The sequence below is a fragment of the Corynebacterium sp. USCH3 genome (genome assembly GCF_037619475.1).
In the GTDB taxonomy this organism is placed as follows: Bacteria; Actinomycetota; Actinomycetes; order Mycobacteriales; family Mycobacteriaceae; genus Corynebacterium.
Genome location: NZ_JAQPZT010000003.1, coordinates 202,712 through 229,612, shown reverse-complemented (window position 1 = coordinate 229,612; position 26,901 = coordinate 202,712). Strand labels below are relative to the sequence as shown.

Genomic DNA, 26,901 nt, shown 5'->3' with positions numbered 1-26,901 from the left:
ACGACCCTGGGGCCTGCTGGAGAACAGTGAAGGACACGAGAACCACCGACGTACAGGAGAACAGCCATGCCGCAGACGAGCGACCTCCCCGGCCCCGCCACCGCCTTCTGGGACTGGCAGCTCCACGGGTCATGCCGTGGCGCCGAGTCCGCCGTCTTCTTCCACCCCGACGGGGAACGAGGCCGCGCCCGCTCGCTCCGGGAGCACCGTGCCAAGGCGATCTGCAACGAGTGCCCGGTGCTGGCGCAGTGCAAGGAGCATGCGCTCAGTGTCGGCGAGGTCTACGGGATCTGGGGCGGCATGGGCGAGTCCGAGCGGGCGGCCGCCCAGAACGGACGGGCCCGTCGACTGCCCCCGGCCCGACGTTCCGCCCGGGAGAGCCGCCGGCTGGCGTCCTGAGCGCCCCGGGCTGGAAGACAGACGAAGGCCCCCGTCCCCAGCCAGTTGACTGACCGGGGACGGGGGCCTCAGACGTGCCCACGGACTCCTAGTGGTGGTGTCCGTGTCCGGCGGCTGCCGCCGCTTCGGCGGGCTTGTCGACGACGGCGGTCTCGGTGGTCAGCACCATGCGTGCCACGGAGGTCGCGTTGACGACAGCGGAGTGGGTGACCTTCACCGGGTCGATGATCCCCTGCTCCAGCAGGTTCCCGTAGACACCGGTGGCGGCGTTGTAGCCTTCACCGTTGCCCATCTCGGCGATCTTCGAGACGACGACGGCACCGTCGAGTCCGGCGTTGTCGGCGATCCAGTAGGCCGGACGACGCAGCGCGCGTGCCAGGGCCTTCACCCCGACGGCCTGGTCGCCCTCGAACCCGGAGGCGAACTCGTCGAGCTCGGCGGCGATCTGCACCAGGACGGATCCGCCACCGGCGATCACGCCTTCCTGTGCGGCGGCACGGGCGGCGTTGATGGCGTCCTCGACGCGCAGCTTGCGCTCGTTGACCTCGGTCTCGGTCGCGCCACCGGCACGGATGACGGCGACACCGCCGGAGAGCTTCGCCAGACGCTCCTCGAGCTTCTCACGGTCCCAGGTGGAGTCGGTGCGTTCGATGTCCGTGCGGATCTGGGTGCGTCGTGCCTCCAGGTCCTCGGCGGTACCGGCACCGTCGACGATGACGGTCTCGTCCTTGGTGACGGTGATGCGTCGGGCGGTGCCCATCTGCTCCAGCGTCATCTCGGACAGCGACTGGCCGACTTCCTTGTCCACGACCGTGGCACCGGTGACGACGGCGAGGTCGTCCATGAACGCCTTGCGACGGTCACCGAAGTACGGGGACTTCACGGCGACGGCCTTGATGGACTTGCGGATGGAGTTGACCACGAGCATCTGCAGCGGCTCGCCGTCGACGTCCTCGGCGACGATGAACAGTTCCTTGCCTGCCTTGGCGACCTGCTCCAGGACGGGCAGGAAGTCGGGCAGGGAGCTGATCTTGTCACGCACCAGCAGGATGGCCGGGTTCTCCAGGACAGCCTGGGCCGACTCCTCGTCGGTGACGAAGTACGGCGACAGGTAGCCCTTGTCGAAGGAGACGCCCTCGGTGACGACGAGCTCGTCCACCAGGGACTGGGACTCCTCGACGGTGAGGACACCGTCCTTGCCGACCTTGTCCATGGCCTCGGCGACCTTCGCGCCGATGCCCTCGTCCCGCGAGGAGACGGTGGCGACGTTGGCGATCGCGGCGGAGTCGGCGACCGGCTCCGCACGCTTCTGCAGGGCCTCGATGACCTTCTCGGCGGCTGCCGAGATGCCCTCGTTGACGGCGATGGGGTTGCCACCGGCGGCGACGATACGCATGCCCTCGGCGATGAGCGCCTGGGCGAGCAGCGTCGCGGTGGTGGTGCCGTCGCCGGCGATGTCGTTGGTCTTCACGGCGACGGACTTGACCAGCTGCGCACCGAGGTTCTCGAAGGGGTCCTCGAGGTCGATGTCGCGGGCGATGGTCACACCGTCGTTGGTCACGGTCGGACCGCCGAAGGCCTTGTCGAGGACGACGTTACGGCCCTTGGGGCCGAGGGTGACGCGCACCGAGTCCGCCAGCGTGTCCACACCGCGCTGGAGCCCCTTGCGGGCCTCCTCGTCGAATGCGATGAGTTTAGCCATGCGTCACCGACCTACTTCGCGGAGTCGACGACGGCGAGGATGTCGCGCTGGTTGAGCAGCAGGTACTCTTCACCGTCGTACTTGAGCTCGGTGCCGCCGTAGCGGGAGAACACGACCGTGTCCCCGACCTCGACGTCGACGGCCACGCGGGCGCCCTGGTCGTTCAGGCGGCCCGGGCCGACGGCCACGACGGTGGCCTCCTGCGGCTTCTCCTTGGCGGAGTCCGGGATGACCAGACCGGATGCGGTGGTCGTCTCGGCCTCGACGATCTGGACGAGGACGCGGTCCTCGAGCGGCTTGATGTTGACGTTAGCCACGTTGAATACCTCCGTGTTTGCGTACATGCAGTGATCGGAATTGTCTTGTGTTCCGGTTGGTATATCCTGCACAGCCGTCGTCGCGGGTGAACAACTGTGTGTCACACAACCACTTGGCACTCTACCCTGCCAAGTGCTAGCCCTCAACAAGGGTGGGTGCCAACACGGGCACCTCGACGTCCATCGAGGGATCCGTGGCGGCGTCCAACGAGCTGGCCGGTGCGCCGGCCTCGATCAACCGGGCCGCCAGTGCCGCGATCATCACCCCGTTGTCGGTGCACAGCGGCATCGCCGGGACCACCAGTCGCACACCCGCCTCCGTACACCGCTCGGCGGCCAGCTCGCGTAGCCGACGGTTGGCGGACACCCCGCCGCCGAGCAGCATCACCGTCGCACCGGTGTCCACGCACGCCCGCACTGCCTTGGCGGTCAACACGTCGACCACCGCCTCCTGGAAGGACGCGCAGACGTCCTCGACCGGTACGCGACGCCCCTCCGCGGCCGTCTTCTCGACGAAACGGGCGACCGCGGTCTTCAGTCCGGAGAAGGAGAAGTCGTAGGCCGCGTCACCGGGCCGGCTCATCCCGCGGGGGAAGCGGACGGCCGTCGGGTCGCCCTGTGCGGCGAGCCGGTCGATGACCGGGCCGCCCGGGTACCCCAGACCGAGCAGACGGGCGACCTTGTCGTAGGCCTCCCCGGCGGCGTCGTCCAGCGTGGAACCCAGTTCCTTCATCGGACGCCCCACGCCGTTGACCTGGAGGATCTGCGTGTGCCCGCCACTGACCAGCAGGGCGACCGCGCGGTCCAGACCTCCGGCCCTGTCAGTGCCGTCAGTGCCGTCAGTGCCGTCAGTGCCGTCAGCGCCGTCGAGCGTGCCGACGGCGACGTGGCCGCCGAGATGGTTGACGCCGTAGAACGGCACACCCCACGCCGCGGCGTACGCCTTGGCCGCCGCCGCGCCGACCAGCAGCGCACCGGCCAGGCCCGGGCCGACCGTCGCCGCGACCGCATCCGGCCGGCGGCGCCTCCCGGTGGCGGCCGTGGCCCGTTCGAGGTCGTCGAGGGCCGCCGTCATCGTCGGGCCCATCGACTCCAGGTGCGCGCGGGAGGCGATCTCCGGCACGACCCCGCCGAAGCGGGCGTGCTGGTCCATCGACGACGCCACCCGGTTCGACACCTGCCGGACCCGCCCGTCGGCGTGCAGCTCGACGATGCCGACGCCGGTCTCGTCGCAGGAACTCTCCACACCCATGATCAACCGGGGGGCGTTCCGGACCCGCTCCGAACGCGCCGGACGGCACATCGTGTAGGCGTCCGCACCGGAGGGACGGTAGTAGTTGCGGCGGGTGCCGGTGACCTCGAAACCGTAGCTGCGGTAGAGACCGATCGCCGCGGCGTTGTCCGTCCGGACCTCCAGGTACACCGGTCCGTCATCCCGGTCCGCCAGCTCCGTCAGCGGATCCATCAGCAACCGCGACCAGCCCCTGCCCTGCACCGCGGATTCCAGGCCGATCGTGTGGATCTCGAACTCCGGGTCGTCGGCGGGGCCGTTCTTCGCCAGCCCGGCGTACCCCACCAGCCGTTCCCGCGGTGTCCCCTGACCGGTGACCAGGCCGAGGTAGACCGTGTTCGGGGCGGCGATCTCCCCGATGAACCCCGCCTCCGGCCAGGGCGAGTCCCCCGCGAAGAGCTCCGCCTCGATCTCCGCGCACCGCGCCGCCGCCTGGGGTGCCAACGGCCCCACCTCCGGCGTCGGCACGCAGGCACCGGCTGCGCCGGCTGCACCGTCGGTCGCGTCCGCCGCCGGTCCGGCGCCCCGGTCCACGCCGCTGAAGTCCAGGGCCGCCGAGACCTGCACCGCCTTGGGTTCCACCGCATCGGGACGCCGCAGGTACAGCGCCCGTAGCGGCGCTCCCGGCCGGAGCAACGCGTCACGACCGCCCAGGTGGCGGACCGCCGCAGTCACCAGGCCGACCGGGGTGGGACGGGCGTCCGTGTCACGCACCGTCCACCCCGGCACCGCGCCGGCGCGGTCGGCGACCTCGCGGGACGCCAGGACGTCCGTCTCGGGATGTGTCGCGACGACGTCGTCCGGCGCAGCGACCGCAGGGCCGTCGAGAACGTCCCCGGTGGCGCCGTCGACGAGGCTCCAGTACCACTCGCGGCGCCGCGCGTCGCTGAGGACCAGACACCGGGACGCCGTGGCCGCACCCGCAGCGGTACCGGAATGTCCGGACACGCCGTGCACCGGGATCCCCAGGGCGTCACCGAAGGCGGCCCCCGTCGCCATGCCCACCCGCAGGCCCGTGAACGGCCCGGGGCCGACGCCCACCACGACCGCGTCCAGGTCATCGGGCGTCAGTCCCGCCTCAGCGAGCGCGGCGAGGATATTCGGGGTCAGGACCTCCATGTGGCCCCGTGGGTTGAGGTCCACCCGTTCGGCCAGCAGTCGTGGCCCGTCCGACGGACCGGCGGCCCCCTCCGGACAGTGGACCACCCCCGCGACAACGAAAGAGGTGGACGTGTCGAGCGAGAGAACATGCATGGGCCCTGATCCTAGTCCCACGTACCTGCCCCCATAGGCGAAGCCCCGTCGCACTCTCCAATTGCGACGGGGCTTCTGGATACACCCCTCACGGTGATCCGTCACCCATTTTGGCACCACATGCAGATTCTCGCCAATCAATTCTGCTTATGGGGGCTATTATCGGGGGGATTCAGAAGTGCTACCTCTGCGACCAGCGCCAATGCAGTCTGCGGGGTGATTCCTCCGGGAAATCCCCGCCGACGCTATCCGGCTCCGACCGGTCGATTTCCACGTCGATCCACCGCCGCGGAGCCAGGGCCTCGACCACCCCGCGCCCCCATTCCGCGACCAGTACCCGGTCCTCCAGGTCGGCGTCGATGTCGAGGGACTCCAGTGCATCGAGCACGACGTCCCTCGACGGCGCGCTGCCGAGACCGTCGGCCCGGTCGGCGTGGAGTTCCTCACCGAGCAACCGGTAGGCGTCCATGTGCAGCATGCCCGGACGCGCCGTACCGTCAGCCCCGCCAGCCCCGTCGGTCCCGTCGGTCCCCGGCCGGTGTTCGCGGATGATCGTGAACGTCGGAGACTGGACCCGGCCCCTCACCCCCAGGCCGGCGGCGATGCCCTGGGTGATCGTCGTCTTCCCGGCGCCGAGCGCGCCGGTGAGCACCACGACGTCGCCCGCGCGCAGACGGCTCCCGAGCTCCTGCCCGAGACGTCGCATGTCGTCGGCGGTGTCGGCGGCGACGCTGCCGGACTCCGCGGCGAACACCCCGTCCGACGACCCCGGGGGCTGCACCGGCAGGACACGCCGACGCACCCGCCCCCGGGGCAGGGTGAGGATCTCGTAGGCGATGGTGCCGGCCGCGGCGGCGACGTCCTCGACCGACCGTCCCCCCGCCCCGAAGATGACCGCCCAGTCGCCGGGGCGCACCGACGCCCCGGGACCGTCCTGGTCCGCCGGTCCCAGGTCCACCACGATCTGGTCCATGCACACCCGCCCGATCTGCGGGAACCACGTTCCGTTCACCGTCACACCGAAACGTCCGGACAGGCTGCGCGGCAGCCCGTCGGCGTAGCCCATCGCCACGACCGCGGTGCGCGTGTCACGCTCGGCGTGCCACAGATGCCCGTAGCTCACGCCTTCGCCGGCCGGCACGACCCGCGTGGTGACGACCCGGGCCCGCACCGTCATCGCCTCACGCAGCTGGACCGGCCCCTCCTCCCCCACCGGGATCACCGCCGGGTCCACGGCGTAGACGCCGTAGACGCTGACGCCCGGGCGCACCATCTCATGGCGCAGGTCGGGACGCGACAGCGTCGCGGGGGTGTTGGCGATGTGGTTCACCGGGACGTCGAGACCGGCGGCGCGGCACGCGTCCACCGCCGCGACGAAGCGTCGTGCCTGCAGGTCGGTGACCGGCGACGACGGATCGTCGGCACTGGCGAGGTGCGAGAGCACACCGGTGACGCCGAGTACGCCCTCGGCGACGGCGGCCGCGGCGACGGAGACCGCGGCGTCCCACCGTGCGGCCTCGATCCCGGACCGCGACAGCCCGGTGTCCGCCATCAGCCCGACCGACAACGGCGGCAGTCCGCGGGCGACCGCCTCCCGGGACACGGTCACCGCCACCCCGAGATGCTCCACCGACGGCACCCCCAGGGTGACCCCCTCCGTACACGCGGCGGCGATGTCCTCCAGGTCGGGGTCCGGCAGCCACATCCACGCCGTCACCGGCGCCGTGACCCCGGCCTCGCGGAGGGTGAGCGCCTCACCGAGCGTGGCCACGCCCAGGGCGACCGCGCCGGCGTCGAGTGCCGTACGGGCGATGTCGACCATGCCGTGGTTGTAGCCGTCGGCCTTCACGATCGCCATGACACCGGCAGGCGCGGCGATCCGCGCCAGGGTCCGGACGTTGTGGTCGACGGCTCCGAGGTCGACGACGGCCTCTGCCAGGGTGTGGGAGGTCACTGTGTGCTCCCGGTCCTACTCCACCGTCACGGACTTGGCGAGGTTGCGCGGCTTGTCGATGTCGGTGTTGCCGCACTGCCGTGCGATCTCCGCGGACAGGAACTGGAGCGGCACCGTCGACAGCAGCGGCTGGAGCAGCGTCGGACACTGCGGAATCTCGAGCAGGTCGTTGGCGAACGGGCGGACCGCCTCATCGCCCTCCTCGGCGATGACGATGGTCCGGGCGCCACGGGCGCGGATCTCCTGGATGTTCGTCACGATCTTGGAGTGCAGGATCTCGCGGCCCTGCGGCGACGGCACGACCACGACCACCGGCAGGTCGTCCTCGATCAACGCGATGGGGCCATGCTTGAGCTCGCCCGCGGGGAACCCCTCGGCGTGGATGTACGCCAGCTCCTTGAGCTTCAGGGCGCCCTCGAGGGCGACAGGGAAGCCGACGTGGCGTCCCAGGAACAGCATCGTCGGAATCGGCCCCAGCTCGGCGGCGAGGTCGAGGACCGTGTCCTTGAGCTCCAGGACCTTCTCGATCTTGCCCGGGATCTCCTCGAGCTGCTGGTAGGTCGCCTCGATCTCGTCGGAGAACTTCGTCCCCCGCGCCTGCGCCAGGGCCAGGCCGACGATGTAGTTCGCCGCGACCTGTGCCAGGAACGCCTTGGTGGAGGCGACACCGATCTCGGGCCCGGCGTGGGTGTACAGCACCGCGTCCGCCTCGCGCGGGATCTGCGACCCGTTGGTGTTGCACACCGCCAGCACCCGGGCGCCCTGCTTCTTGGCGTGTCGGACCGCCTCGAGGGTGTCGGCCGTCTCACCGGACTGCGACACGGCCACGACCAGGGTCTGCCGGTCGAGGACGGGATCGCGGTACCGGAATTCGCTGGCGACCTCGATCTCCACGGGCAGCCGCACCCAGTGCTCGATGGCGTACTTCGCCAGCAGGCCGGAGTGGTAGGCCGAACCGCAGGCCACGACGAAGACCTTCTCGACCTGACGGAGATCGTCGTCCGACAGACGCTGTTCGTCGAGGACGACACGGCCGTCGACGAAGTGCCCTGCCAGGGTGTCCCGGACCGCGGCCGGCTGCTCGAAGATCTCCTTCATCATGAAGGAGTCGAACCCGCCCTTCTCGGCGGCGGCGAGGTCCCAGTCGATGGTGAACGGACGTCCCTCGGTGGGGGTCCCGTCGAAGTCCATGACGCGGTAGTCGTCCTCGGTGATGACGACGGCGTTGTTCTCGTCGAGCTCGACCGCCTCACGGGTGTGGGCGATGAATCCGGCGACATCCGAGCCGAGGAACATGCCGTCCTCGCCGACACCGACGATCAACGGGGTGGAACGGCGGCCTGCGACGATCTTGCCCGGCTCGTCGGCGTGGGCGAACAGGACGGTGAACGCGCCCTCCAGACGACGCAGCACCGACAGGGCGGACGCCTCGAGGTCACCGGCCGTGGGCCCGGCGGTGTACGCCAGGGCGAGCAGGTGGGCGGCGACCTCGGAATCGGTCTCACTGGTCAGCTCGACGCCGGCGGCCTCGATCTCGGCGCGCAGCGGGGCGAAGTTCTCGATGATGCCGTTGTGGACGATGACGGCCTTGCCGTCGAAGGAGACGTGCGGGTGCGCGTTGACGTCGTTGGGACGTCCGTGCGTGGCCCAGCGGGTATGGCCGATGCAGGCCTTGCCCGCGAACCTGTCGCGCCCGGTCTCCGCGATGCGCTGCTGCAGGTTCGCCAGCTTGCCGGCCTTCTTCTCGACCTCGATGTCGCCGTCCGAGATGACGGCGATGCCGGCGGAGTCGTACCCCCGGTACTCCATCCGGGCCAGGGCCTCCAGGCCGATGTCAAGTGCCTTGGCGGAGCTCCGGGCGCTTCCGATGTATCCAACGATGCCACACATACCGGACAACAATACTGGTCGACCTCCCGACCCGTGAAGCGCATCCCGTCTGCCACCCCTGCGGCACCTCGACCTGCCGGCCCCCGCCCCGCGGCGGGCGTCCATCCACTAGGCTGAGAGTCGTGGCAGACAACGTGAAGAACCTGGTCCCCCGGTTGGAGAAGCGGGGCCCGCACAGGGTCCTGGTCGGCGAACTCGACTTCGCCGGCATTCCCGGCCGTATCTACACGCCTGCCGAGGGCAAGGCGATCGCCGGTGTGGCCTTCGGCCATGACTGGCGTGTCGGCGTCGACGGCTACCATGCCACGCTGCGTCATCTGGCCAGCTGGGGCATCGCCGTGGCGGCCCCCGACACCGAGCGTGGCCTGTTGCCGAACCACCGCGGTTTCGCCTCGGACCTGGAGTCCTGCCTGCAGATCCTGTCCGGGGTCCGCCTGGGTGTGGGCAACATCACCGTCGACCCGAACAAACTGTTCTTCGCCGGGCACGGGATGGGCGCCGGTGCCGCGATCCTGGCGGCGACCGGCCGTGCCCCGGCCGAGCCGGCCCGCAAACACTACCGGGACCGTCCGACGGTCGCCGGTGTCATCGCCGTCCACCCGTCGGACACCTCGCCGAGCTGCTACCGTGCCGCCCGGCACGTGCGTGCGCCCGGTCTGATCCTCGCCCCGGGCAGGTCACTCGGTATCGAGGCCGGGGAGCCCGAGCGGGTCGCCGCGCTGTGGGGCGGTCAGGCGGTGTTCCGGCGGATCAGCAAGGCCTCGGCCACCGGCTTCCACGAGAAGCTGATCCGCAAGTTCATGACGACGAACAGTGGTTTCGAGTTCGCCGCCCAGGACCTCATCCGCGCGCTGGCCACCGGCTTCATCCTCGCCGAGGACGACAAGCACTACGCGGGCTTCCGCGACCCCGAGGCGAAGATCAAGAACTCCGAGGTCGAGAGCCGCGGGGAACTCTTCGAGAATCTGCCGGAGTTCGCTGATCCGCTCGACGCGGTGAACCAGGCTCTGCGCGCCTGACCCCGGTTCCCCGCCGCACGTTCCCGGGTCAGTCGAAGATCCCCGGGCGGCGGCGTGCCACAGGGCCCGGCGGCACGGCCCTGGCGGTACCTGCAGCGGCGGTCTCGTCTCCCCGCTCCGGGGACTCACCCGGTCGGACGTCCTCCAGCAGCCGTGTCGCCTCGTCCATCTGACGCCGGAACTTCTCGGACGCGGCAGCAACGATCTCGACATAGTTGTCCAGTGCCGCCTCTATCGGACTCCTGGTGTTCACCACTGCCCGCTCCTCTCGACCGACGGCGCTTCCGCAGACTTCTCACCCGTGGTCCACACGTCCGGGGCCCATCCGTCATAGGTGCGTCCGACATCTGTTTCTTCCGGAGTTCCTGTACCTGCCTCCGTGGCCTCCCCCACCGCAGCGGTCTCGACCTGCGGTGCGGACGTCGTACCCGCCGACGCCGGTGGCTCCGCAGGCGCGGACTCTCCCGCCTCCACGGCGCCAGGCACATAGCCGCTCTTGTCGAACCCCTTCTCCGGATCGACGGTCGACGGAGGCTCTTCGGGCGCGTCGCACGGCTCGGGTTCCGGTTGCGGCTCAGGCTCGCACGGCTCGGGTTCTGGCTCGCAGGGCTCGGGCTCCGGTTCTTCGCAGTCGACGGCGATCTCCGCATCCGGAACGTCCGGGGTTCCCGGGGGACACAGGTTCAGGTCGATGTCGATCAGCGAGCCCGCGTTCTCCACGACGACGTTGACGGCTCCCTCAACTGCTCCCCGGACCCATCCACTGACCTCACCGGCGACATCGGGCAGCTGCACCGACGGCGGACACGGTGCAGGCATCGGCGGCAGCCCGACACCCGCCGACGCTGTCGCCGTCGCGGCAGCGACCGCCGGGACCACCGCCCCCGACTCGCCGGAGGACTGGGTGACACCGGTGGTGACGCACGACTCCGCGGTCACCTCCTGCGGGACAGGCGCGACATCGCACTCGGAGGCGCCGGCGACCGGGGCCGGGTCTGACGCCAGCGGGGTACGGCACTGCCCCTCGTCCGCCGCCGGACGGCATTCCTCGATGGTCAGGTCCATACACTCACCCATCTTTGTGTTGCGGCCGGCCACCAGGCTCTCCACCCCGTCAGCGGTGGAACAGAGCAGTTCCGCCGCCATCTGCAGCAGGGTCTTCGCCGTCACCGGGTCAGTGGGTTCCAGGGTCTTGGCGGACGTGTAGAGCCCCAGGGCAGTCTCCACGGCACCGTCCACACAGGACTCGACCTCGTCTGCGCACAGCGACTGGATGGACTCCAGGACACGGTCACAGGCCTGTAGCGACTCGTCGGCACTGTCCACGCTCTCCTCGTGGTCCTCATGCTCGTCGCTGCCCTCACCGAGTTTGTTCGCCAGCAACCCCCCGCTGATGCCGACGGCGTAGTCCCTCAGCGTCGAGAAGACCTCGCCGACCACTCCTTTTCCTCCGCCGCCCCTGCGGTCACCCTTCCCGTCGCCGTCGCCGGCGTCGTCGTCTTTGTCACCGCCACCGCCACCGATGGTCATTCCGGAGACGTACTCGATGAGCGTGGTCAGCCCCGTGACGACCCACGGCACCGCTGCGGGCGCCGCTTTCGTCACCATGCTGCCCGTCTGGTCGAGCTTGCCCACCGACGCCATGAGCCGTGCCTGGTCGACCTGTACCGGCATCACGCCCCCTCCCCTGCGCGGAAGGCCCGCCGCGACTCCTGCTCGGTGGCCGACACCGCCGCCACCGTGCCCGCCGCGACGCCCAGGCCCCGCTGCAGGCGGTCGATGTGTGCCAGACGGACCTCATGCGCCTGTCGCCGCAGGTCGACCAGCCGCGCAGCCCGGTCTCCGAGCCCCTGACCGTAACTCGCCGCCGTCCGTCGCGGGGTGTCCGCCACGATCTGTTCCCGCCGTGCCCTCACGGTGGCGATCGCCTCCGACAACGCCGACTGCGTCGCAGCGACGTCCACCCCGAGTCTGCCGATATCCGGTGCCACAGGCACCCCCTCCACGTCTCCGGTGACGACGCGGTGCATCCACCCGCCGCCACATGCCCTCGGACCATTCACGGTCCCGTGACAAGAGAGACTCCGCGGAGGGTGGAAAGGTTCCCCTGTCCGCCGGTGGAGCTCAGCCTTCGGCGACGACGACGGCCGCGAGCCGCCCGGCGACACGCTTGGCCTCCGCCGACGTCGGCGCCTCGACCATCACCCGGTAGACCTGCTCGGTTCCGCTGGGGCGCAGCAGCACCCGGCCGGTGTCCCCCAGCTCCGCCTCCGCCTCGACGATGGCCTCACGCACGACCTGCGAGGTGTGGATCCGCTCCTTCTCCTCCACCGGGACGTTGACCAGGGTCTGCGGCAGCACGGTCATCACACCCGCCAACCCGCGCAACGACTCCCCCGTCGCCGCCATGCGTGCCATCAGGCGCAGCCCGGTGAGCGTCCCGTCGCCGGTCGTGGCGTGCGAGGGGATCACGATATGCCCGGACTGCTCGCCGCCCAACGAGAAGTCGTTGGCCATGAGGTCGGCCAGGACGTACCGGTCGCCGACCTTGGTGCGGCGCAGGGTGATCCCGTGGTCCTTCATCGCCAGCGTGAGTCCGAGGTTCGACATCACCGTGGCCACGAGCGTGTTCTTTCGCAGCTCCCCGGACTCCTTCATGTCCACCGCGAGAATCGCCATGATCTGGTCACCGTCGATGACGTTGCCCTCGGAGTCGACCGCCAGGCACCGGTCGGCGTCGCCGTCGTGGGAGAGCCCGATGTCCGCCTGGTGGTCGAGGACGGCCTGCTGGATCACCCCGATATGCGTCGAACCGCAGTTGTCGTTGATGTTGAAGGAGTTCGGCGTGTTGTGGATCGCCACCACCTCCGCACCGGCCGCCTCATAGGCCATCGGGGCCGCGAGGCTCGCCGCCCCGTTGGCGCAGTCCACGACCACACGGATGCCGTCCAGGGGGCGCGGGGCGGCATCCTGGAGGTGGAAAAGGTACCGCTCGAGGGCGTCCCCGGACTCCTCGATCACCCGCCCGATCGCGGCACCGGTGGGCCCCTCCTCCTCCAGCTCGAGCATCGCCGACTCGATCTCGTCCTCCACGGCATCGTCGAGCTTACGACCCCCCGCGGCGAAGAACTTGATGCCGTTGTCCGGCATCGGGTTGTGCGAGGCGGAGATCATCACCCCCATGTCGGCACCGTAGTCGTCGGTGAGGAAGGCGACGGCCGGGGTCGGCAGGACACCGACGTTGAGCACGTCCACCCCCTGCGACGCCATCCCGGCGGACAGGGCGCCTGCCAGCATCTCTCCGGAAACCCGGGGATCACGCCCGATGACCGCCGTCGGCCGGCGCTGCGACCCCTGCCCCGTCGTCGTCAGCACGCGCGCCGCCGCCGCCCCGAGACGCAGTGCCAGTGGTGCCGTCAGTGACCTGTTGGCGAGTCCCCGAACCCCGTCCGTACCGAAAAGTCTGCTCATGGGGTGCCAGTCTAGACCGTCGTCCCCCCAACTCCCCCAAACGACAGGCAACGCCGCCCCGCCCCGCACTCGGTGCGGAACAGGACGGCGTTGCCGGAAGCAGCACGCGGCTGCGCGAAGACTGCTGGAATCAGCGCTTCGAGTACTGCGGTGCGCGACGGGCCTTGTGCAGACCGGCCTTCTTGCGCTCCACGGCGCGGGCGTCGCGGGTCAGGAAGCCGGCCTTCTTCAGCTCGGAACGCTCCTGCGGGTTGTACTTGTTCAGGGCGCGGGAGATGGCGAGACGCATCGCGCCGGCCTGGCCGGAGGGGCCACCGCCCTTGAGGTTGACCTGGAAGTCGAACTGGTTCTCGCGCTCGAGCAGGACGAGCGGAGCCTTGATCAGCTGCTGGTGCAGCTTGTTGGGGAAGTACTCCTCCAGGGTGCGGCCGTTGCAGGTGAACTGGCCGGAGCCCTGCACCATGCGGATACGGACGACGGCTTCCTTGCGGCGACCGACGGTCTGGATCGGGCCGTCGAAGACGGAGGGGGCGGCGACGAAGTCGTCACCCTCGGCCGGCTCGGACACCTCGGCGATGGAGTCACCGATGCTGGCCACGAACTCTTCGTTCACGGCGTCGGTGGCGGCGAAGACCTCTTCGTCCACGGACTCGGCCTCGTAGTTCTCGTTGTCGGTCACTGTTCCACCTTCTTGATCTCGTAGGACTCGGGCTTCTGAGCCGCAAAGGGGTGCTCGGAGCCGGCGAAGACGCGGAGCTTCTTGGCGGACTCACGGTTGAGCCGGTTGTGCGGCATCATGCCGATGATGGCGTCGGCGACGACGCGCTCCGGGTGCAGCTCCATGGAGCGGCCCAGGGACATCGTCTTGAGGCCGCCCGGGTAACCGGAGTGGCGGTAACGGAACTCGCGGTCCCGCTTGTTGGACGAGATGTGAACCTTGTCCGCGTTGATGATGATGACGTTGTCACCACAGTCGACGTTGGGGGCGTAGATCGGCTTGCCCTTGCCGCGCAGCAGGTCGGCTGCGTGGGTGGCGAGACGACCCAGGACCACGTCATTGGCGTCGATGACGTACCACTTACGGGTCAGGTCACCGCTCTTCGGGTGGAAAGTAGTCATGTATGACTCCTTGGTCTTCATGGAACTGCCAGCCGGGAGACCCCGCACCCCGGACGAACCCGGGTGAGGTGCCCGCAGCGGCCGGTGGGGACCTGCGGGCCGACCACCTGTGTGCCGTGACACGGACATGGATGATCGCAACCTGATGGAGGTTACCGGACGTACACCCGTCGGGCCAAGTCGTTCCCGTGGTCGTTCCCGTGGTCGTTCCCGTGGCCGTCCCCGTGTCGACGCAACGAAGAACCGCCGCCCTCCCCCGGGGGGACGGCGGCGGCAAGGCCCGGTCCGGGCGACTCAGTCGTCAGGCCCAGCTGTTCGCGGCGCTGGTGTTGATCTGACTCATGCGGGAGTTGGCGTTGTCCACCGCACGGGCAATGGTCTGCAGCACCTGGTTGAGCTCCTCGGCGGCAGCGTCCCACCGTTTCTGCGCCACCTGGTAGGCCGTGGCACTCTCCCCCTCCCATTCCGCCACCATCGGGGCGATGTCGCCCTTGAGCTGGTCGAGCATACCGTTGATGTTGCGGTTGGTGGCGTGGATGTCGGCGGACGCCTGGGCGATCATGCCGAAGTCGTACTGGATCACGATGTCACTCCTTCAGTGGTGTACGGGTGGTGGTCAGCGGAAGGCCGCGATGTTGTCGTCCTCGACCTGCTGGAAGGCGCGCGCGTTGCCGCGGATGTTCTCCGAGATACCGTCGAGTGCCTGGCGCAGCTCCCGCGCCGACTCGTTCCAGCGGACCATCAGATTGGCGAAGGCGACCTGTGCGTCCCCCTTCCACGCCCCCGCCACTCCGTCGACGGTGCCCTGCAGCCGGGTCAGCTCAGCCTGCACCTGGTCGTTGACCGTATCCACTTTCCCTGCCGTGGCCTGCATGACCTCGGTCGTCGTTCTGAAACTCATGGGTCCCTCCCCTTCATCGTTAGCTACGCATGGTCGACCCCGGACCGTTGCCCGGGGGCGTCACAGTAGAGAGACTCGCCGGCACCGTGAAAGGTTCCCCGACCACACCGGCCGCCTGCCGCAGTCAGCCCAGCAACGCGCGGTAGGCCGTGGAGATGTGTTCGGCGGTCGCCGCTGCGGCGCGGTCGGCGTCGCCGTCCTCGACCGCCGCGAGGATCGCCGCATGCTGCCCACGGAGGACGTCCGCCACCGACTCCCAGTCGTCGTGCCCACGCAGCCCCCGGAGGATCGGCAGTTTCAGTGATTCCCGTATCGCCTGCGTCATGTCGGCGAACAACCGGTTCCCGGACCCGTGCGCCAGGGCGATGTGGAAGCGGGTGTCGGCGTCGTTGAACTCGTCGCGCGTGACCCCCCGGCGGCTCATGTCGGCCAGCGCGTCCCGCATACCGGCCGCCGCGTCGCCGTCCTGCTCGGCTGCGGCGAGCCGGGCGCTCTCGACCTCAAGAATCGTCCGGGTCTGCACCACCTCCTCCAGCCCGAAGTTCGACAGGGCGACGTGCAGTCTCAGGAACCGCGTGAGCGCGACCGACGGCATCGCGGCGATGAATGTCCCGGCCCTGTGCCCGGATCCGACATTGGATTCCAGTACACCCTGCCCCTCCAGCACCCTGATGGCCTCACGGACGGCGGCCCTGCTGACCTGCAGCTGGTCCGACAGCGTCCGCTCCGCCGGGAGGAGGTCGCCGACATGGAGCGCGCCGGAGAGAATCTGGTTCTCGATGGCCTCGACAACCATCTGGTGGGTCCGGGTCCGTGGGACCGGTGTCCAGGTGGGTTCGTCACTCATGGTCTTTTTCTACCACGCCGCCGCAGCGTCTCCGCGACGGATGAAATGTCTTGACCGCGAAACTTGACCTCGCCTACGCTGTGGTCTGACCACATAACACCGTTGACCCCCATCCCGTCCCCTCCCACCTCCACATCCCTAAGGAACCCACCATGGTCACCCGCCAGTTCCCCCGGCCATCCGAGATCCTCGAACTCATGCAGTTCAAGAAACCGGAGTTCAACGCGAAGAAACGACGCCTGGACTCCGCACTCACCATCTACGACCTGCGCACCATCGCCAAACGTCGCACCCCGGCCTCCGCCTTCGACTACACCGACGGCGCCGCCGAAGACGAGATCTCCATCACCCGTGCCCGTCAGGCCTTCGAGGACATCGAGTTCCACCCCTCGATCCTCAAGGACGCCTCGCAGATCGACACCACCGCCACCATCCACGGCGGCACCTCCGCGCTGCCCTTCGGCATCGCCCCCACCGGGTTCACCCGCCTGATGCAGACCGAAGGTGAGACCGCCGGTGCCGGTGCCGCCGCGGCAGCCGGAATCCCGTTCAGCCTCTCCACCCTCGGTACCACCTCCATCGAGGACGTCAAGGCCGCCAACCCGACCGGACGCAACTGGTTCCAGCTCTACGTCATGAAGGACCGGGACATCTCCTACGGGCTCGTGGAACGCGCCGCCAAGGCAGGGTTCGACACCCTGTTCTTCACCGTCGACGCCCCCGTCGCCGGCAACCGTATGCGCGACACCCGCCACGGTTTCTCCATCCCCCCGCAGCTCACCGCGAAAACCATCCTGGACGCCATCCCCCGCCCCTGGTGGTGGTACGACTTCCTGACCACCCCGCCGCTGGAGTTCGCCTCCCTGTCCTCCACCGACGGCACGGTCGGTGAACTGCTCGACTCCGCGATGGACCCCACCATCAACTACAAGGATCTCGAGGTCATCCGCGAGATGTGGCCCGGGAAGATCTCGGTCAAGGGCGTGCAGAATGTCGAGGACGCACGGACCCTCGCCGACCTCGGTGTCGACTCGCTGGCCCTGTCCAACCACGGCGGCCGCCAGCTCGACCGCGCACCCGTCCCCTTCCACCTCCTCCCCGAGGTCCGACGGGCCGTCGGCGACGACATGGAGATCATCATCGACACCGGCATCATGAACGGTGCCGACATCGTCGCCGCGATCGCCCTGGGTGCGGACTTCACCCTCATCGGCCGTGCCTACCTCTACGGGCTCATGGCCGGCGGGCGGGAAGGCGTGGACCGCACGATCGCCATCCTGCGCTCACAGATTGAACGCACCATGAAGCTGCTGCAGGTCACCAGCCTCGACGAGCTCGGCCCCGAACACGTCACCCAGCTGACCCGGTTCACCCGGGTCGACCGGTCGCTGCGGCCACTCGGGCAGTAGCGGTGAACCGTTCGCAGACGTCCCGACGGTCCGCGGAGACCTCCCGGTACTGGCACCCGACGGACACCTGGTGTCCGTCGATGAGCCGGACGCGCCACGACGTCGTCGAATCCGGGAAATACTCCTCGTAGTCCACCGGAGAGCGACTGGTCACCACGATCTCCCCGTTACCGTCGAGCCCGTCGAGTGCGCCGAGCATCGCCGCATCCAGCTCACCCTGGGTGCCCACCGGGGTCGGGCGTGCAGCGACGAGGACCCGCATCCCCTCGTCCCCGGACGTCCAGATCTCCCGGTCCGGGGTGCTGTCGGTCATCCGCCATCCCGGAACCTCCACCGTGACCACACCGGAGACCGGCTCCGTACCGTCACCCGGACCGTTGTTCCCCGCCTGCAGTTCACGCCAGTCACCGGCGGCAGGGTCCGGTCCCGGTCTGTCCGGCGCATCGTCCGGCTCCACCGCCGGGCCGGTTTCTGACTCCGTCCCTGCGCCCGTCGCCCCGGCGTGCACGGGTGTCACGGGCGCCCCCGGCTGTGTTGACCGCACCACCACGGCGCCCACCACCAGCACCGCCGCCGCCACCGCCACCGCGGCAAAGGCCTTCGCCTTCACCCGGCGCGGGGCCGGACGACCGGAAGCTGCGTCATCGAGACCGTCGAGAACATCGGAACTGTCGGGAACGTCCGAAACATCAAGAACATCGCCGGGGTCACCGTATTCAGGATCCGGACCGGCGGGTTGGGCGACGTCTGCCCTCGCTGCGGCGAGATCGCCGGCCAGCCGGAGGGCCTGGACCACATCCACCGTCCTCGCCCGCAGCCCCATGATGCGCAGGTACGCGGCAGTGGCGTCCTTGTCCGGCCCGGCGACGAGGATGTCCGCGGTCGACAGACCGATTCCCCAGGGAAACACCGTGCGCGGCACCACCGGATTCGCACTGGTCAGCTCAGGGTCCCCGGCACGCTCCCCGAGAACGTCCTCGACGAGCTCACGGACGGCCTCCAGCCGATGCAGCGGCACCTGTGAACCGCAGAACACCGGACCGTCGTCCGGCGGGGCGGGGTCGGCGGGGTCGGCGGGGTCGCAGCGCAGTTCATAGCCGCTCAGCAGGTCTGTGACACACAGTCCGTTGACCAGGATGCCTGACTCGGTGAGTCCGACCGCCCCGGCGACCATCCCGTTCGGTGCGCCCACGCTCATCCCCTCACCTCCGCAGCCACGGCGTCGTCGGCGACGGCCACCTGAATCTCCTCGGTCGTCCCCTGGACCAGGGCCCCGCGCCCCGGTGGGCGCAGTGACAGCACCTGCCCGGCGACCGGACCGTCCTCCCTCGGCGCCGAGAGAAGCACCCACGCCGTGAGATCCCGGGTGCCCTGCATCAGCGCGGTGTAGGCGTTGCGGCCCAGCATCGCGCTGCGTCGGGACGTCACCAGGTGCAGCCCGATGTCCGCCGCATGCGGCAGCAGGGGGACCAGCAGGTCCACCGCGGAGGCCAGCTCCGCCGACTGGTCGATATCGTCCACGACGATCACCCGCTCGGTACCCGTCCACCAGGCCCGGTCACGCAGACTCTCCGGAGTCAGCTCCAGATCCTCGCCGGGGATACGGGCACTCAGTTCCTCCACCCACCGGGTCAGCACGGTGAGGAACCCGGCGGCCGGACGGTAACCGGGTGCGGTCAACAGACCGCGTCGGACATCCGTGGCCAGGACCTCGGTGCCTCCGCGTCCACCGGCCGCCTCGGCGACGGTGCGCAGTGCCGTCGTCGCACCGGCACGCGACTGCCCCACGACAGTCAGATGCGGGAAGGACGCCATGTCCCAGCACACCGTCGCCAGTCTCGGACCGCCGACCCCGACTGCGACGCCACGTCCCCCCGGACGTTCGAGCTCGCCGACGCGCACCAGCTCAGGCAGGACCTTCATCACCCGGGGGCGCTCACCACGGTCCACGCTCACTTTCCGGACATGCTCGACGTCCTGCGCGTCCGAGTAGGCCACCTGCAGATGTTTGCCGTCCGGCGAGACGCCCCTCCCCGGGTGGTCGGGCAAGGTGCGCTGGGCGTCCCGGAACATCGATTCCGACGGGGTGAGCCGCAACTCGACCGCACCGGTGAGCAGGTCACGCAGGCCGGGCCGGAAGGTCCACCGCAGGGACGTCACCACCACGTGCACGCCGCGTTCCATGCCACCGGCGACGAGGGCGGCCAGACGCCGGTCCTCCTCCCCCACGGCATCGAGTCCGTCGACGACAAGGACCCGGTGCCGCGAGGTGTCGGCACCCACCGGATCGTCCTGCTCGAGTTCGTCGAGCATCCGCGGCAGAAGATCGACACCCACCACCGCCGCCACCTGCGGTAACCGGTCAAGATCGCGCAGTGATCCCCCCGGATCCACCACGTAGATCCCCACCCCCGGCGAGCTCAACGCCAGCCCGAGGACCAGCGAGCGGACCGCCGTCGTCTTTCCCGTTCCCGGCTGCCCCACCACCGCCCAGTGCCGGCGACGCAGATCGACCACACACGGGCGTTGGATCCCGTCGAACGGGAGGTCCTCCAGACCCAGGGGCACCGTCAGAGCCGGTACGGCCGTGGCACCCATCACCGCGCTGGCGGGCAGCAGCTCCGGCAAGGGATCCAGCCAGATCGGGTTCCGGTTCGGCCCCGCCAGCCGGTCGATCACCAGCTCCATCGTGGTCCCCGCCGCCTCCGGCTCCACCCCCAGCTCACGCACCACTCTCGCGTCCAGCGGAGCCTCCGGGCCCGAGACGTACGCCGCCTGGAAGCGCACCTGCCCCGTGGAGCTCAGGATCGCCGCCCCCGGCGTGGACGGCAGCTCGTACGCCGCAGTCGAGCCGATGAGCTGACGTGACTCCGACGCCGAGAACGTCCGCAACGCGATCCGGTACGACAGGTGTGACTCCAGCCCCCGCAACCTGCCCTCCTCCAGCCGCTGGCTGGCCAGCAGCAGGTGGATCTGCAGGCTCCGTCCCAGGCGCCCGATGGCGGCGAAGACCTCCGCGAACTCCGGACGGGCGTGCAGGAGCTCGGAGAACTCGTCGACGATCACGAACAACGCCGGCATCGTCCCCGGGTACCTGCGGTTGTACTCCGCGGCTGTGGCCAGGCCCGCCGCGTGGAGGCGCTCCTGACGACGGTGCAGTTCACCCAGCAGCGAGTCCTGCATCCGGTCGACCAGGACCGCCTCGTCCGACAGGTTGGTGATCACCGCCGAGGTGTGCGGCAGCCTCTCCATCCCGGCGAACGCCGCCCCGCCCTTGAAGTCGATCAGCACGAAGTTCAGTTCCTCCGGCGGATGCTGGTGGGCGAAGCTGGTCACGACCGCCCGCAGCAGCTCTGACTTCCCGCTGCCTGTCGCCCCGATACACAGCCCGTGCGGCCCGATACCGCCCTGCGCGGACTCCCTGATGTCCAGGTACACCGGCGCCGGGGAGAACCCGACCGCCGCACGCAACCCGCCGCCGGAGACGTCCAGCACCGACCGTGCCGAACTGCCCACCGCCCGCGAGCGGCACAGGGCGGCGAGTTCCACGTCGCTCAACTCGTCCGCGGTGGCGAACGGACGCCACCCGTCCACCGTCCAGGCGGAGAGGGCCCCGTCCTCGGCATGGATCAGCAGTCCCCCCGCCGCGGCAAGATCATGCCACGACGGTGCCACCGACCCCGGATCCGCGACCACCGTCACGACGTCCGACACCGGGACCGGCAGAGTCCCCTCAGTCCCCTCAGCCCCCCCAGTCCTCTCAGCGTCAGGTCCGAGATGGACGAAACGCAGGTGCAGCGACCCGCCGTCCGGCAGCCACCGGTCGTGCGGGCCGGAGACACGCACCGTCGGCGAAGCCTGCGTCACCGCCTGCCCCTGCATCGCCCTGACCAGCCCGCCTGCCCCTGTGCCGGTGACGACGACGCAGTCGAACTCCCGCAGATCCACCGCCACCGGTGCCTCGATCGTGGCGTACCGGCCCGCCAGGTTGCGCAGGGTCGTGGCGCAGACCGGTTCGAGGTCCTCCGGCGGGGCGTCCACCGGGACCTCCAACGGGTCATCCGGGGCCTGCACCGCGGTACCGATCCTCACCACACCGGGATCAGCCTGCACTCCGCCACCGTGGTCCCCGTCCGAGGCCCCTGCGGAGGCCCCGGAGGACGTCCCCGACGCCGCGCCGACATGGGTCCACAACGCCTGCGGGTGGGGCCGTGCCACCGCCGTGCGCTCCCACTGCTCCCGGCGTGTCCGGTGCAGGGAGTCCGAGAGGGCGTCCAGGTGCCGGTGGAACCCCCGGCGGATCTCGTCGACGTCCTGGCCGCCCGGGCTGATCATCATCGCCAGACTACCGAGCATCATCAACGGGAAGATGAACGCCATCGGCGAGCGCCCCATCCCCGACAGCACCATCGCCGCGACCATGCCGACCACGGCGACGACCATGACCACCGGCATCACGATCCGGACGAACGGCTGTTTGTTCTTCGGCAGTGTCGGTGGAGCCTGTGACTTCATCTGCGAAATTCCCCTCGCGTCCCCCTGCCCCGCCCCCTGCGCGACAGCTGTCGCCCACAGACTGTACACTCTCGAAGCATCCGACCACGACCGTCGGGGACGCGTCAGGGGGACGCGACCGGTCGCGGGATGCAGGACACAACGCACAGGGGGACACACCCAGCATGATCGCCGTGAGCATCACCGTCCGTCCGGACAGCGACGACACCCGCACCGTCGAGGCGACGGTCGCCGACACCGTGCCAGTCGCGGAGTTGATCCCCCACCTCGTCGATGCCTCACCCGGCGAGGTCTGGCGGTTGTCAGGCCCGCTCGGGGTACTGCGGCCCGAGCACTCCCTCGCCGAGGCGTCGGTCCGCCCGGGCGAGCGTCTCACCCTGGACAAGGACAGCCTTCCGCCCCCGCCGGTCGACGATGTCGGACACCTCAGCGTCACGGTCTCCGACTCACCCGCGACGTGGGTCGCCGCCCTGGTCGCCGCCGTGGTCTGTGCGGCATTCTGGGCGCCGGCGTGGCGGTCCGACGACCCCGTACGCTGGCACCCCCTGGACATCAGCGACACCGCACGGGACCTGCTGGACGGCTCCGACCTGACCGGCAGCCTGCCCGCCGTCTGTGTCCTGCTGCTCGCCACACTCACCGCCGCCGCCGGGTCACTGGCCGACCGGCGCTACGTCAGTGTCGCCGCCGTCCTGGGGTTCGGGCTCGGGCTGCAGGTCAACATCCTGACCGCCTGTGTCTTCTCCGCCCTCGCGGTGTGGCGCCCCGGCACCGAGCGCACGGTGACCGCGGGACTCGCGCTCGCCGCGGCAGTCAACGTCGCCCCGGGGCTGACCACGTTGCTCGCCGTCGTCGCGTTGACGTTCTCCGGCCAACTCGCCGTGGGACTGTCCGGGGTGACCCTGCCCCGCATCCCCGCGACCGGCCTCTTCGCCGCGGCGGTGGACGACACGTCCACCCGTCGCTCCCCGTCCGGCGGGACGGAGGCCGCCCGCGCCCTGCGCCTGCACCCTGCCATCGTGGTGACCTGCTGCATCGTCATCCTCGCCGGGGCCGTCCAACTCCTTCCCCCCGGACACCCCGCGGCACCGGGGTGGCCACTGGGCTGGACGGAGGCCGCGCTGCTCGCTGTCGCGGCCGTGGGCCTGTCCGCCCGTGGGACGCGTCCGGTCCACGCGGTCGCCGTGACGCTGACCGCCACGCTCCTGCTGCTCTGGGTCGCGCTCCACCTGCCCACCCCGTGGACACTGTTGGCGTTGGTCCCTGTGGCCCTCCCCGCCGTACGGGTGACCTCCCCGCTGGCCGGGCGCGTCCTCGACATTCTCGAGACGCTGGCCTTCACCGCCTGCGTACCGCTGTTGATCAGCACGACCGGGGTGTTCGACGTCGTCCGGGGAATCGGATGACGGGGAACCGGCCGAGACAGGTCTGCGGGGCCGCCGTGCTCACCTGCCTCCTGTCCGCCGCCGTGCCGGTGCCGGCGGTGGTCTCCCAGCCACGCTGCGACCAGCCCGCTTTCGGTGATCCCCTCCCCGTCGACCTGCCTCTCCCCCACGACCTGTCCACCGGCCACGGGGTCGGGGTCGCCGTCGTCGACACCGGCGCGTCCGCACCCGGTGTGGTCACCGACCGCCCCGGTGACGGGGACCGCTGCCAGCTGCACGGCACAGCGGTCGCCGGTACGCTCCGCTCCGTCGCGCCCGCCAGCCGGATCGTCTCGGTGCGGCAGGGTGACGGGGACCGCGACACCACCGTCGCCGACCTGGTCTCAGCGATCGACCGGGCCCGGTCCGGTGCCGACGGACACGGGGTACGGATCATGAACATCTCCGTCATCGCCTGCGACGACACCGCCGAACTCCGGGCCTCCGTCGCCGCCGCCGAAGACGCCGGCCTGCTGCTCGTCGCCGCCGCCGGCAACTCGGGGCAGTGCCAGGACGGTCAGACGCCCTACCCTGCGGCACTGCCCGGTGTCCTGACGGTGGGTGGGGTCGACCCGCGTCACGGTACCGACCTCGACGCCGGTCGACGACCCGCCGACTACTCCGTCCCCGGCGACTGGGTGGACCTCTACGCGCCCGGCGGCCCGGTCTCCGCCCCACTCGACACACCCGGGCCGGACGGGCAACCACAGGTCAGGACGATCGTCGGTGACCCCTCCCCGTTCTCCGGGACGAGCTTCGCCGCGCCGGTGGTCGCCGGTGCCGCGGCACTGGTGTGGCAGGTCCGTCCGGAACTGACCGCAGCCCAGGTCAGGGCGCTGCTCGTGTCCACCGCCGAACCCGGCGTCGTGCCGGTGGTGTCACCGGTCGCCGCCGTGGGTGCCGCGCTGGATCTCGGAGGCGCCCCGGAGCACGAGCGTCACGCCGCCGCGGACCGGGTCGGCTACGCGGTCCCGACGGAGGTGCCGGTGGTCCGGGCCGTCGACGTGTCCCGGGACCTCCGCGTCCCGCTCCTCCTGGCGGTCGCCGTGGCGGTGGCGGTGCTGACAGGTGTCGTCGTGCGCGCACACCGCTGACCTCGACAGTGCCCGGGCCCCGGCGGCGACGCCGAAAAGTTCTTGCCGGAGGTACGGTACGGGCGCCGGAGCGTGCCCAGGGCTAGAAGAATTCCGGTGGGGTGGGGACGGGCGGGATCAGACACCGGGGGCAGGCGGCACGGCACCACCGACCAGTGTCCTGCTGGCACGCTCCTCCGACAACACGCCGCCGTCCGGCAGCCCCGCCACCACCCGGTAGGGCACTGACGCGGAGACAGGACCCTCATCCCCGTCGGCCCCGGGGCCGTCGGCGGGTAGCCCCAGCACACGCAGGTCATCGGCGGTGGTCACCGAGTAGCGCACCCCGGACTCACTGACCAGGAGAAAACCACGTTCCGTGATCACTGTCGACGTTCCCCGCGGTCCTCCGAAGTGCGCCCCGGGCACCGGCACCGTCACGCCGTCGGACTCCAGCGCGCCGGCGGCCACCACATGGTCGCCGATGCACACCTCCCCCATCCGCGTACCGTCCGCGAGGTCGAGGTCGGCGGGGACGTGCGTCAGCGCAGCAGTACCGGAGACGTCAGGACGGGACAGCAGGTCAGGCAGACCCTCCGCGCCGGGGGCCGGTGTCAGCGCCTCCGCGACGGCCCGTCGGGCCCCGGTGACCTCGGCGACACCATCCTCCCCGGTGAGAAACACCCGGTCACCGGCGCGCACGGTGTGTCGCAGCGACGTCAGTGCCACGTCCGGCCCACGTTCCAGGACGGTCAGGACGTCCTCGGCGACCGGCACGGGCGTCGCGCCCAGTGCCCGGGCCAGCACCGGCCCCTCGGGCAACAGGAGTCGTCGACCGTCGACGGCCAGCCACATCCCCGACGATGCCTCCAGCACCACCGCCCCGGCGTCCGGCAGCGACGAGGCCGCGACGACACCGTGTTCACACCGCGCCCAGGCCGACACGGGCGCGGGCACCAGACCCGGCGCGTCCGGGATCCCCAGCGCAGGTCCGGTGCCGTACCTGCCCAGCTGCTCCGAGGTCGAGGTCGTGACGTCGTCGGCGGCGCCGAGCAGCAGCCGTCCCGACGCGACGTTGGTCACCGGGTGGAACACCTCCCCCACCCGCACGTGCAGCGTGCCGGCCTCGTCGGCCACCAACCCGGCGTCGTCGATGGACGGCTGCGGCCGCAGCATCGCCACCAGCAGCATTCCTCCGGTGACCAGCAGCGTCAGCAGGACGCCGACCCCGACCGCACGGCGCTGCGTGCGCAGCGGGTCCTGTGCCATCCGTGCGTCACCGGTGACGAGCGCCAGTTCGGCCCGTCGCAGCAGAAAAGCGTAGCCCGACACCTGCAGACCTGTGGTCCTCATGATGGATCCCCCTGTTGTTTCCCCCGGCACGGTGTGCCTATGCTTGCGGATGATACGTCACCGCGCCGGACCCCGCCGATACGGGGTCGGGCAGGGGTGACTGTCGGGGACAGGGTCGGGGAACAGGAAAACGGGGAGGGTAGACGTATGTCCGTGCTTGCGTCGGTGACGTCAGCGGTCCGGCGGTATCACCGTCAGGTCCACGGAGGAGTCCGTGAACAGCCGATCGTGTGGTTCCGGGTGCATGTGCCGCACCCTCGGCTCTGGGACGACCGGGACAGTCGGGGCGGTGACGTGGCGGAGCCCGTCGTGTTCGACGCGGCCACGCGACAACGCCTGGCCGACGGCCTGCGGATCGGCACCGGGCCGGACTCCCTGGTCACCGCCGTTGCCCCTGCTCCCCGGGCGACGTCCACGGTGGAACGGTCCTACGCCGGTGTGGCGGCCCTGCTGCGGATGACCGCGCACAGTCTCGTCGGTGTCCCGGCACCCGTGGCTGACCGCATGCGGTGGGCGGCTGCGGGGTGTGGTCTGCTCGCGTCGCGACTCGACGGGCTGCCCCTCGGGGCGCGTGTCCGGACGCCGGCGGAGGACGCGTCGGGGCCGCTGCAGGTCACGGCGTTGCCGGGCTGGATGATCGGGACGGACGTCTACGGCGTGCCGGTCGTGCTGCACCTGCCCCCGGGGACCACGACGTTGCTGCGGGGGAGGTCGGCGGCCACGGTGTCACGGACGATTCCGCCGTCGGGCAGGGTGCTCGGCGACGACGTCGTGCTCGTCGGTTCGCCCACGGAGTGGGAGGACGCGTGGCACCCGCAGCGGTGCCGTGTCATGGTCGACACCGGTGCCGACGCTGACCTGGCTGCCGGGCTCAGCGTCGACCTCACCGTCGACTTCACCGCAGGCACGGTGTCCACCGGTGGGGTCACCGTGGGGTTCACTCCCCTGCCGCTGCGGTCATGA

At 70.2% G+C, this 26,901-nt stretch carries 23 protein-coding genes; 6 read left to right on the top strand and 17 right to left on the bottom strand.

Features of this window, described 5'->3' with window-relative positions; genetic code table 11:
* The first annotated feature begins 66 nt into the window (after positions 1–66).
* Positions 67–399: a WhiB family transcriptional regulator gene (locus tag PQI66_RS07270; RefSeq protein WP_339997115.1), complete on the top strand. Its 333-nt coding sequence runs from the start codon at positions 67–69 to the stop codon at positions 397–399.
* A gap of 88 nt (positions 400–487) precedes the next feature.
* Here PQI66_RS07270 and groL read toward each other — a convergent pair whose 3' ends face one another.
* The 5 genes from groL to glmS all read right to left on the bottom strand — a co-directional run bounded on the left by groL (position 488) and on the right by glmS (position 8,807).
* Entirely contained in the window at positions 488–2,101 is a 1,614-nt protein-coding gene (gene groL / locus PQI66_RS07265) for a chaperonin GroEL (protein ID WP_339997113.1), read from the bottom strand.
* A gap of 11 nt (positions 2,102–2,112) precedes the next feature.
* On the bottom strand, positions 2,113–2,418 hold the full coding sequence (gene groES / locus PQI66_RS07260) for a co-chaperone GroES (protein ID WP_339997112.1): 306 nt from the start codon (positions 2,416–2,418) through the stop codon (positions 2,113–2,115).
* Between the two features lie 136 nt (positions 2,419–2,554).
* Positions 2,555–4,963, bottom strand: coding sequence for a tRNA (adenosine(37)-N6)-threonylcarbamoyltransferase complex transferase subunit TsaD (tsaD, locus tag PQI66_RS07255; protein WP_339997110.1), 2,409 nt, complete (start codon positions 4,961–4,963; stop codon positions 2,555–2,557).
* Positions 4,964–5,144: 181 nt separating this feature from the next.
* Complete coding sequence (gene alr / locus PQI66_RS07250) at positions 5,145–6,917, bottom strand: alanine racemase (protein WP_339997108.1); 1,773 nt, start codon at positions 6,915–6,917, stop codon at positions 5,145–5,147.
* Positions 6,918–6,932: 15 nt separating this feature from the next.
* Complete coding sequence (gene glmS / locus PQI66_RS07245) at positions 6,933–8,807, bottom strand: glutamine--fructose-6-phosphate transaminase (isomerizing) (RefSeq protein ID WP_339997106.1); 1,875 nt, start codon at positions 8,805–8,807, stop codon at positions 6,933–6,935.
* A 122-nt stretch (positions 8,808–8,929) separates the two neighbouring features.
* On the opposite strand from glmS, the gene PQI66_RS07240 reads away from it, so the two are divergent.
* The gene (locus tag PQI66_RS07240) at positions 8,930–9,826 is read left to right on the top strand and encodes an alpha/beta hydrolase (RefSeq protein WP_339997104.1); all 897 of its coding nucleotides are present in this window, start codon (positions 8,930–8,932) and stop codon (positions 9,824–9,826) included.
* 28 nt (positions 9,827–9,854) lie between these two features.
* Here the strand turns inward: PQI66_RS07240 and PQI66_RS07235 are convergent, their stop codons facing one another.
* The 9 genes from PQI66_RS07235 to PQI66_RS07195 form a co-directional block, all read right to left on the bottom strand.
* Complete coding sequence (locus tag PQI66_RS07235) at positions 9,855–10,079, bottom strand: hypothetical protein (protein WP_339997102.1); 225 nt, start codon at positions 10,077–10,079, stop codon at positions 9,855–9,857.
* Positions 10,076–11,503 (bottom strand): hypothetical protein, encoded by a 1,428-nt coding sequence (locus PQI66_RS07230; protein ID WP_339997100.1) that lies wholly within the window; start codon positions 11,501–11,503, stop codon positions 10,076–10,078. Before PQI66_RS07230 ends, PQI66_RS07235 begins: the two co-directional genes overlap by 4 nt.
* The gene (locus PQI66_RS07225) at positions 11,500–11,817 is read right to left on the bottom strand and encodes a hypothetical protein (RefSeq protein WP_339997098.1); all 318 of its coding nucleotides are present in this window, start codon (positions 11,815–11,817) and stop codon (positions 11,500–11,502) included. The genes PQI66_RS07230 and PQI66_RS07225 overlap by 4 nt, the downstream gene beginning before the upstream one ends.
* Positions 11,818–11,950: 133 nt before the next feature.
* Entirely contained in the window at positions 11,951–13,297 is a 1,347-nt protein-coding gene (gene glmM, locus PQI66_RS07220; RefSeq protein ID WP_339997095.1) for a phosphoglucosamine mutase, read from the bottom strand.
* 130 nt (positions 13,298–13,427) lie between these two features.
* Complete coding sequence (gene rpsI / locus PQI66_RS07215; RefSeq protein WP_420099755.1) at positions 13,428–13,976, bottom strand: 30S ribosomal protein S9; 549 nt, start codon at positions 13,974–13,976, stop codon at positions 13,428–13,430.
* Complete coding sequence (gene rplM, locus PQI66_RS07210) at positions 13,973–14,416, bottom strand: 50S ribosomal protein L13 (RefSeq protein WP_339997093.1); 444 nt, start codon at positions 14,414–14,416, stop codon at positions 13,973–13,975. The genes rpsI and rplM overlap by 4 nt, the downstream gene beginning before the upstream one ends.
* Positions 14,417–14,717: 301 nt before the next feature.
* A complete protein-coding gene (locus PQI66_RS07205; protein ID WP_339997092.1) occupies positions 14,718–14,999 on the bottom strand; it encodes a WXG100 family type VII secretion target in 282 nt (93 codons plus the stop codon).
* 33 nt (positions 15,000–15,032) lie between these two features.
* Positions 15,033–15,317: a WXG100 family type VII secretion target gene (locus tag PQI66_RS07200; RefSeq protein ID WP_339997090.1), complete on the bottom strand. Its 285-nt coding sequence runs from the start codon at positions 15,315–15,317 to the stop codon at positions 15,033–15,035.
* A gap of 124 nt (positions 15,318–15,441) precedes the next feature.
* Positions 15,442–16,164, bottom strand: a complete 723-nt coding sequence (locus PQI66_RS07195; protein WP_339997088.1) for a FadR/GntR family transcriptional regulator — start codon at positions 16,162–16,164, stop codon at positions 15,442–15,444.
* A 152-nt stretch (positions 16,165–16,316) separates the two neighbouring features.
* Between PQI66_RS07195 and PQI66_RS07190 the strand changes: the two genes are divergently transcribed.
* Positions 16,317–17,573: an alpha-hydroxy acid oxidase gene (locus PQI66_RS07190; protein WP_339997086.1), complete on the top strand. Its 1,257-nt coding sequence runs from the start codon at positions 16,317–16,319 to the stop codon at positions 17,571–17,573.
* Here PQI66_RS07190 and PQI66_RS07185 read toward each other — a convergent pair.
* Together PQI66_RS07185 and PQI66_RS07180 are read right to left on the bottom strand one after the other, a co-directional pair.
* Positions 17,533–18,765, bottom strand: coding sequence for a type VII secretion-associated protein (locus PQI66_RS07185; protein WP_339997084.1), 1,233 nt, complete (start codon positions 18,763–18,765; stop codon positions 17,533–17,535). The two genes, PQI66_RS07190 and PQI66_RS07185, sit on opposite strands and share 41 nt — an antisense overlap.
* A 2-nt stretch (positions 18,766–18,767) precedes the next feature.
* Positions 18,768–22,088, bottom strand: a complete 3,321-nt coding sequence (locus PQI66_RS07180) for an FtsK/SpoIIIE domain-containing protein (RefSeq protein ID WP_339997083.1) — start codon at positions 22,086–22,088, stop codon at positions 18,768–18,770.
* A gap of 164 nt (positions 22,089–22,252) precedes the next feature.
* On the opposite strand from PQI66_RS07180, the gene PQI66_RS07175 reads away from it, so the two are divergent.
* Together PQI66_RS07175 and PQI66_RS07170 are read left to right on the top strand one after the other, a co-directional pair.
* Positions 22,253–23,494 (top strand): hypothetical protein, encoded by a 1,242-nt coding sequence (locus PQI66_RS07175; protein ID WP_339997082.1) that lies wholly within the window; start codon positions 22,253–22,255, stop codon positions 23,492–23,494.
* Entirely contained in the window at positions 23,491–24,606 is a 1,116-nt protein-coding gene (locus PQI66_RS07170; protein WP_339997081.1) for a S8 family serine peptidase, read from the top strand. The genes PQI66_RS07175 and PQI66_RS07170 overlap by 4 nt, the downstream gene beginning before the upstream one ends.
* Positions 24,607–24,723: 117 nt before the next feature.
* On the opposite strand, the gene eccB is transcribed toward PQI66_RS07170, so the two are convergent.
* Positions 24,724–25,938, bottom strand: coding sequence for a type VII secretion protein EccB (eccB, locus tag PQI66_RS07165; protein WP_339997080.1), 1,215 nt, complete (start codon positions 25,936–25,938; stop codon positions 24,724–24,726).
* Positions 25,939–26,085: 147 nt separating this feature from the next.
* On the opposite strand from eccB, the gene PQI66_RS07160 reads away from it, so the two are divergent.
* Positions 26,086–26,901 carry a hypothetical protein gene (locus tag PQI66_RS07160; RefSeq protein ID WP_339997079.1) on the top strand — a complete coding sequence of 272 codons (816 nt, stop codon included), beginning with the start codon at positions 26,086–26,088 and terminating at the stop codon, positions 26,899–26,901.

Bases quoted from the DNA above. Each gene is read 5' to 3' on its own strand.
- PQI66_RS07270 (WP_339997115.1), top strand. From the start codon at position 67: ATGCCGCAGACGAGCGACCTCCCCGGCCCCGCCACCGCCTTCTGGGAC.
- groL (WP_339997113.1), bottom strand. From the start codon at position 2,101: ATGGCTAAACTCATCGCATTCGACGAGGAGGCCCGCAAGGGGCTCCAG.
- tsaD (WP_339997110.1), bottom strand. From the start codon at position 4,963: ATGCATGTTCTCTCGCTCGACACGTCCACCTCTTTCGTTGTCGCGGGG.
- glmS (WP_339997106.1), bottom strand. From the start codon at position 8,807: ATGTGTGGCATCGTTGGATACATCGGAAGCGCCCGGAGCTCCGCCAAG.
- glmM (WP_339997095.1), bottom strand. From the start codon at position 13,297: ATGAGCAGACTTTTCGGTACGGACGGGGTTCGGGGACTCGCCAACAGG.
- rplM (WP_339997093.1), bottom strand. From the start codon at position 14,416: ATGACTACTTTCCACCCGAAGAGCGGTGACCTGACCCGTAAGTGGTAC.
- PQI66_RS07200 (WP_339997090.1), bottom strand. From the start codon at position 15,317: ATGAGTTTCAGAACGACGACCGAGGTCATGCAGGCCACGGCAGGGAAA.
- PQI66_RS07195 (WP_339997088.1), bottom strand. From the start codon at position 16,164: ATGAGTGACGAACCCACCTGGACACCGGTCCCACGGACCCGGACCCAC.
- PQI66_RS07190 (WP_339997086.1), top strand. From the start codon at position 16,317: ATGGTCACCCGCCAGTTCCCCCGGCCATCCGAGATCCTCGAACTCATG.
- PQI66_RS07180 (WP_339997083.1), bottom strand. From the start codon at position 22,088: ATGAAGTCACAGGCTCCACCGACACTGCCGAAGAACAAACAGCCGTTC.
- PQI66_RS07175 (WP_339997082.1), top strand. From the start codon at position 22,253: ATGATCGCCGTGAGCATCACCGTCCGTCCGGACAGCGACGACACCCGC.
- PQI66_RS07170 (WP_339997081.1), top strand. From the start codon at position 23,491: ATGACGGGGAACCGGCCGAGACAGGTCTGCGGGGCCGCCGTGCTCACC.
- eccB (WP_339997080.1), bottom strand. From the start codon at position 25,938: ATGAGGACCACAGGTCTGCAGGTGTCGGGCTACGCTTTTCTGCTGCGA.
- PQI66_RS07160 (WP_339997079.1), top strand. From the start codon at position 26,086: ATGTCCGTGCTTGCGTCGGTGACGTCAGCGGTCCGGCGGTATCACCGT.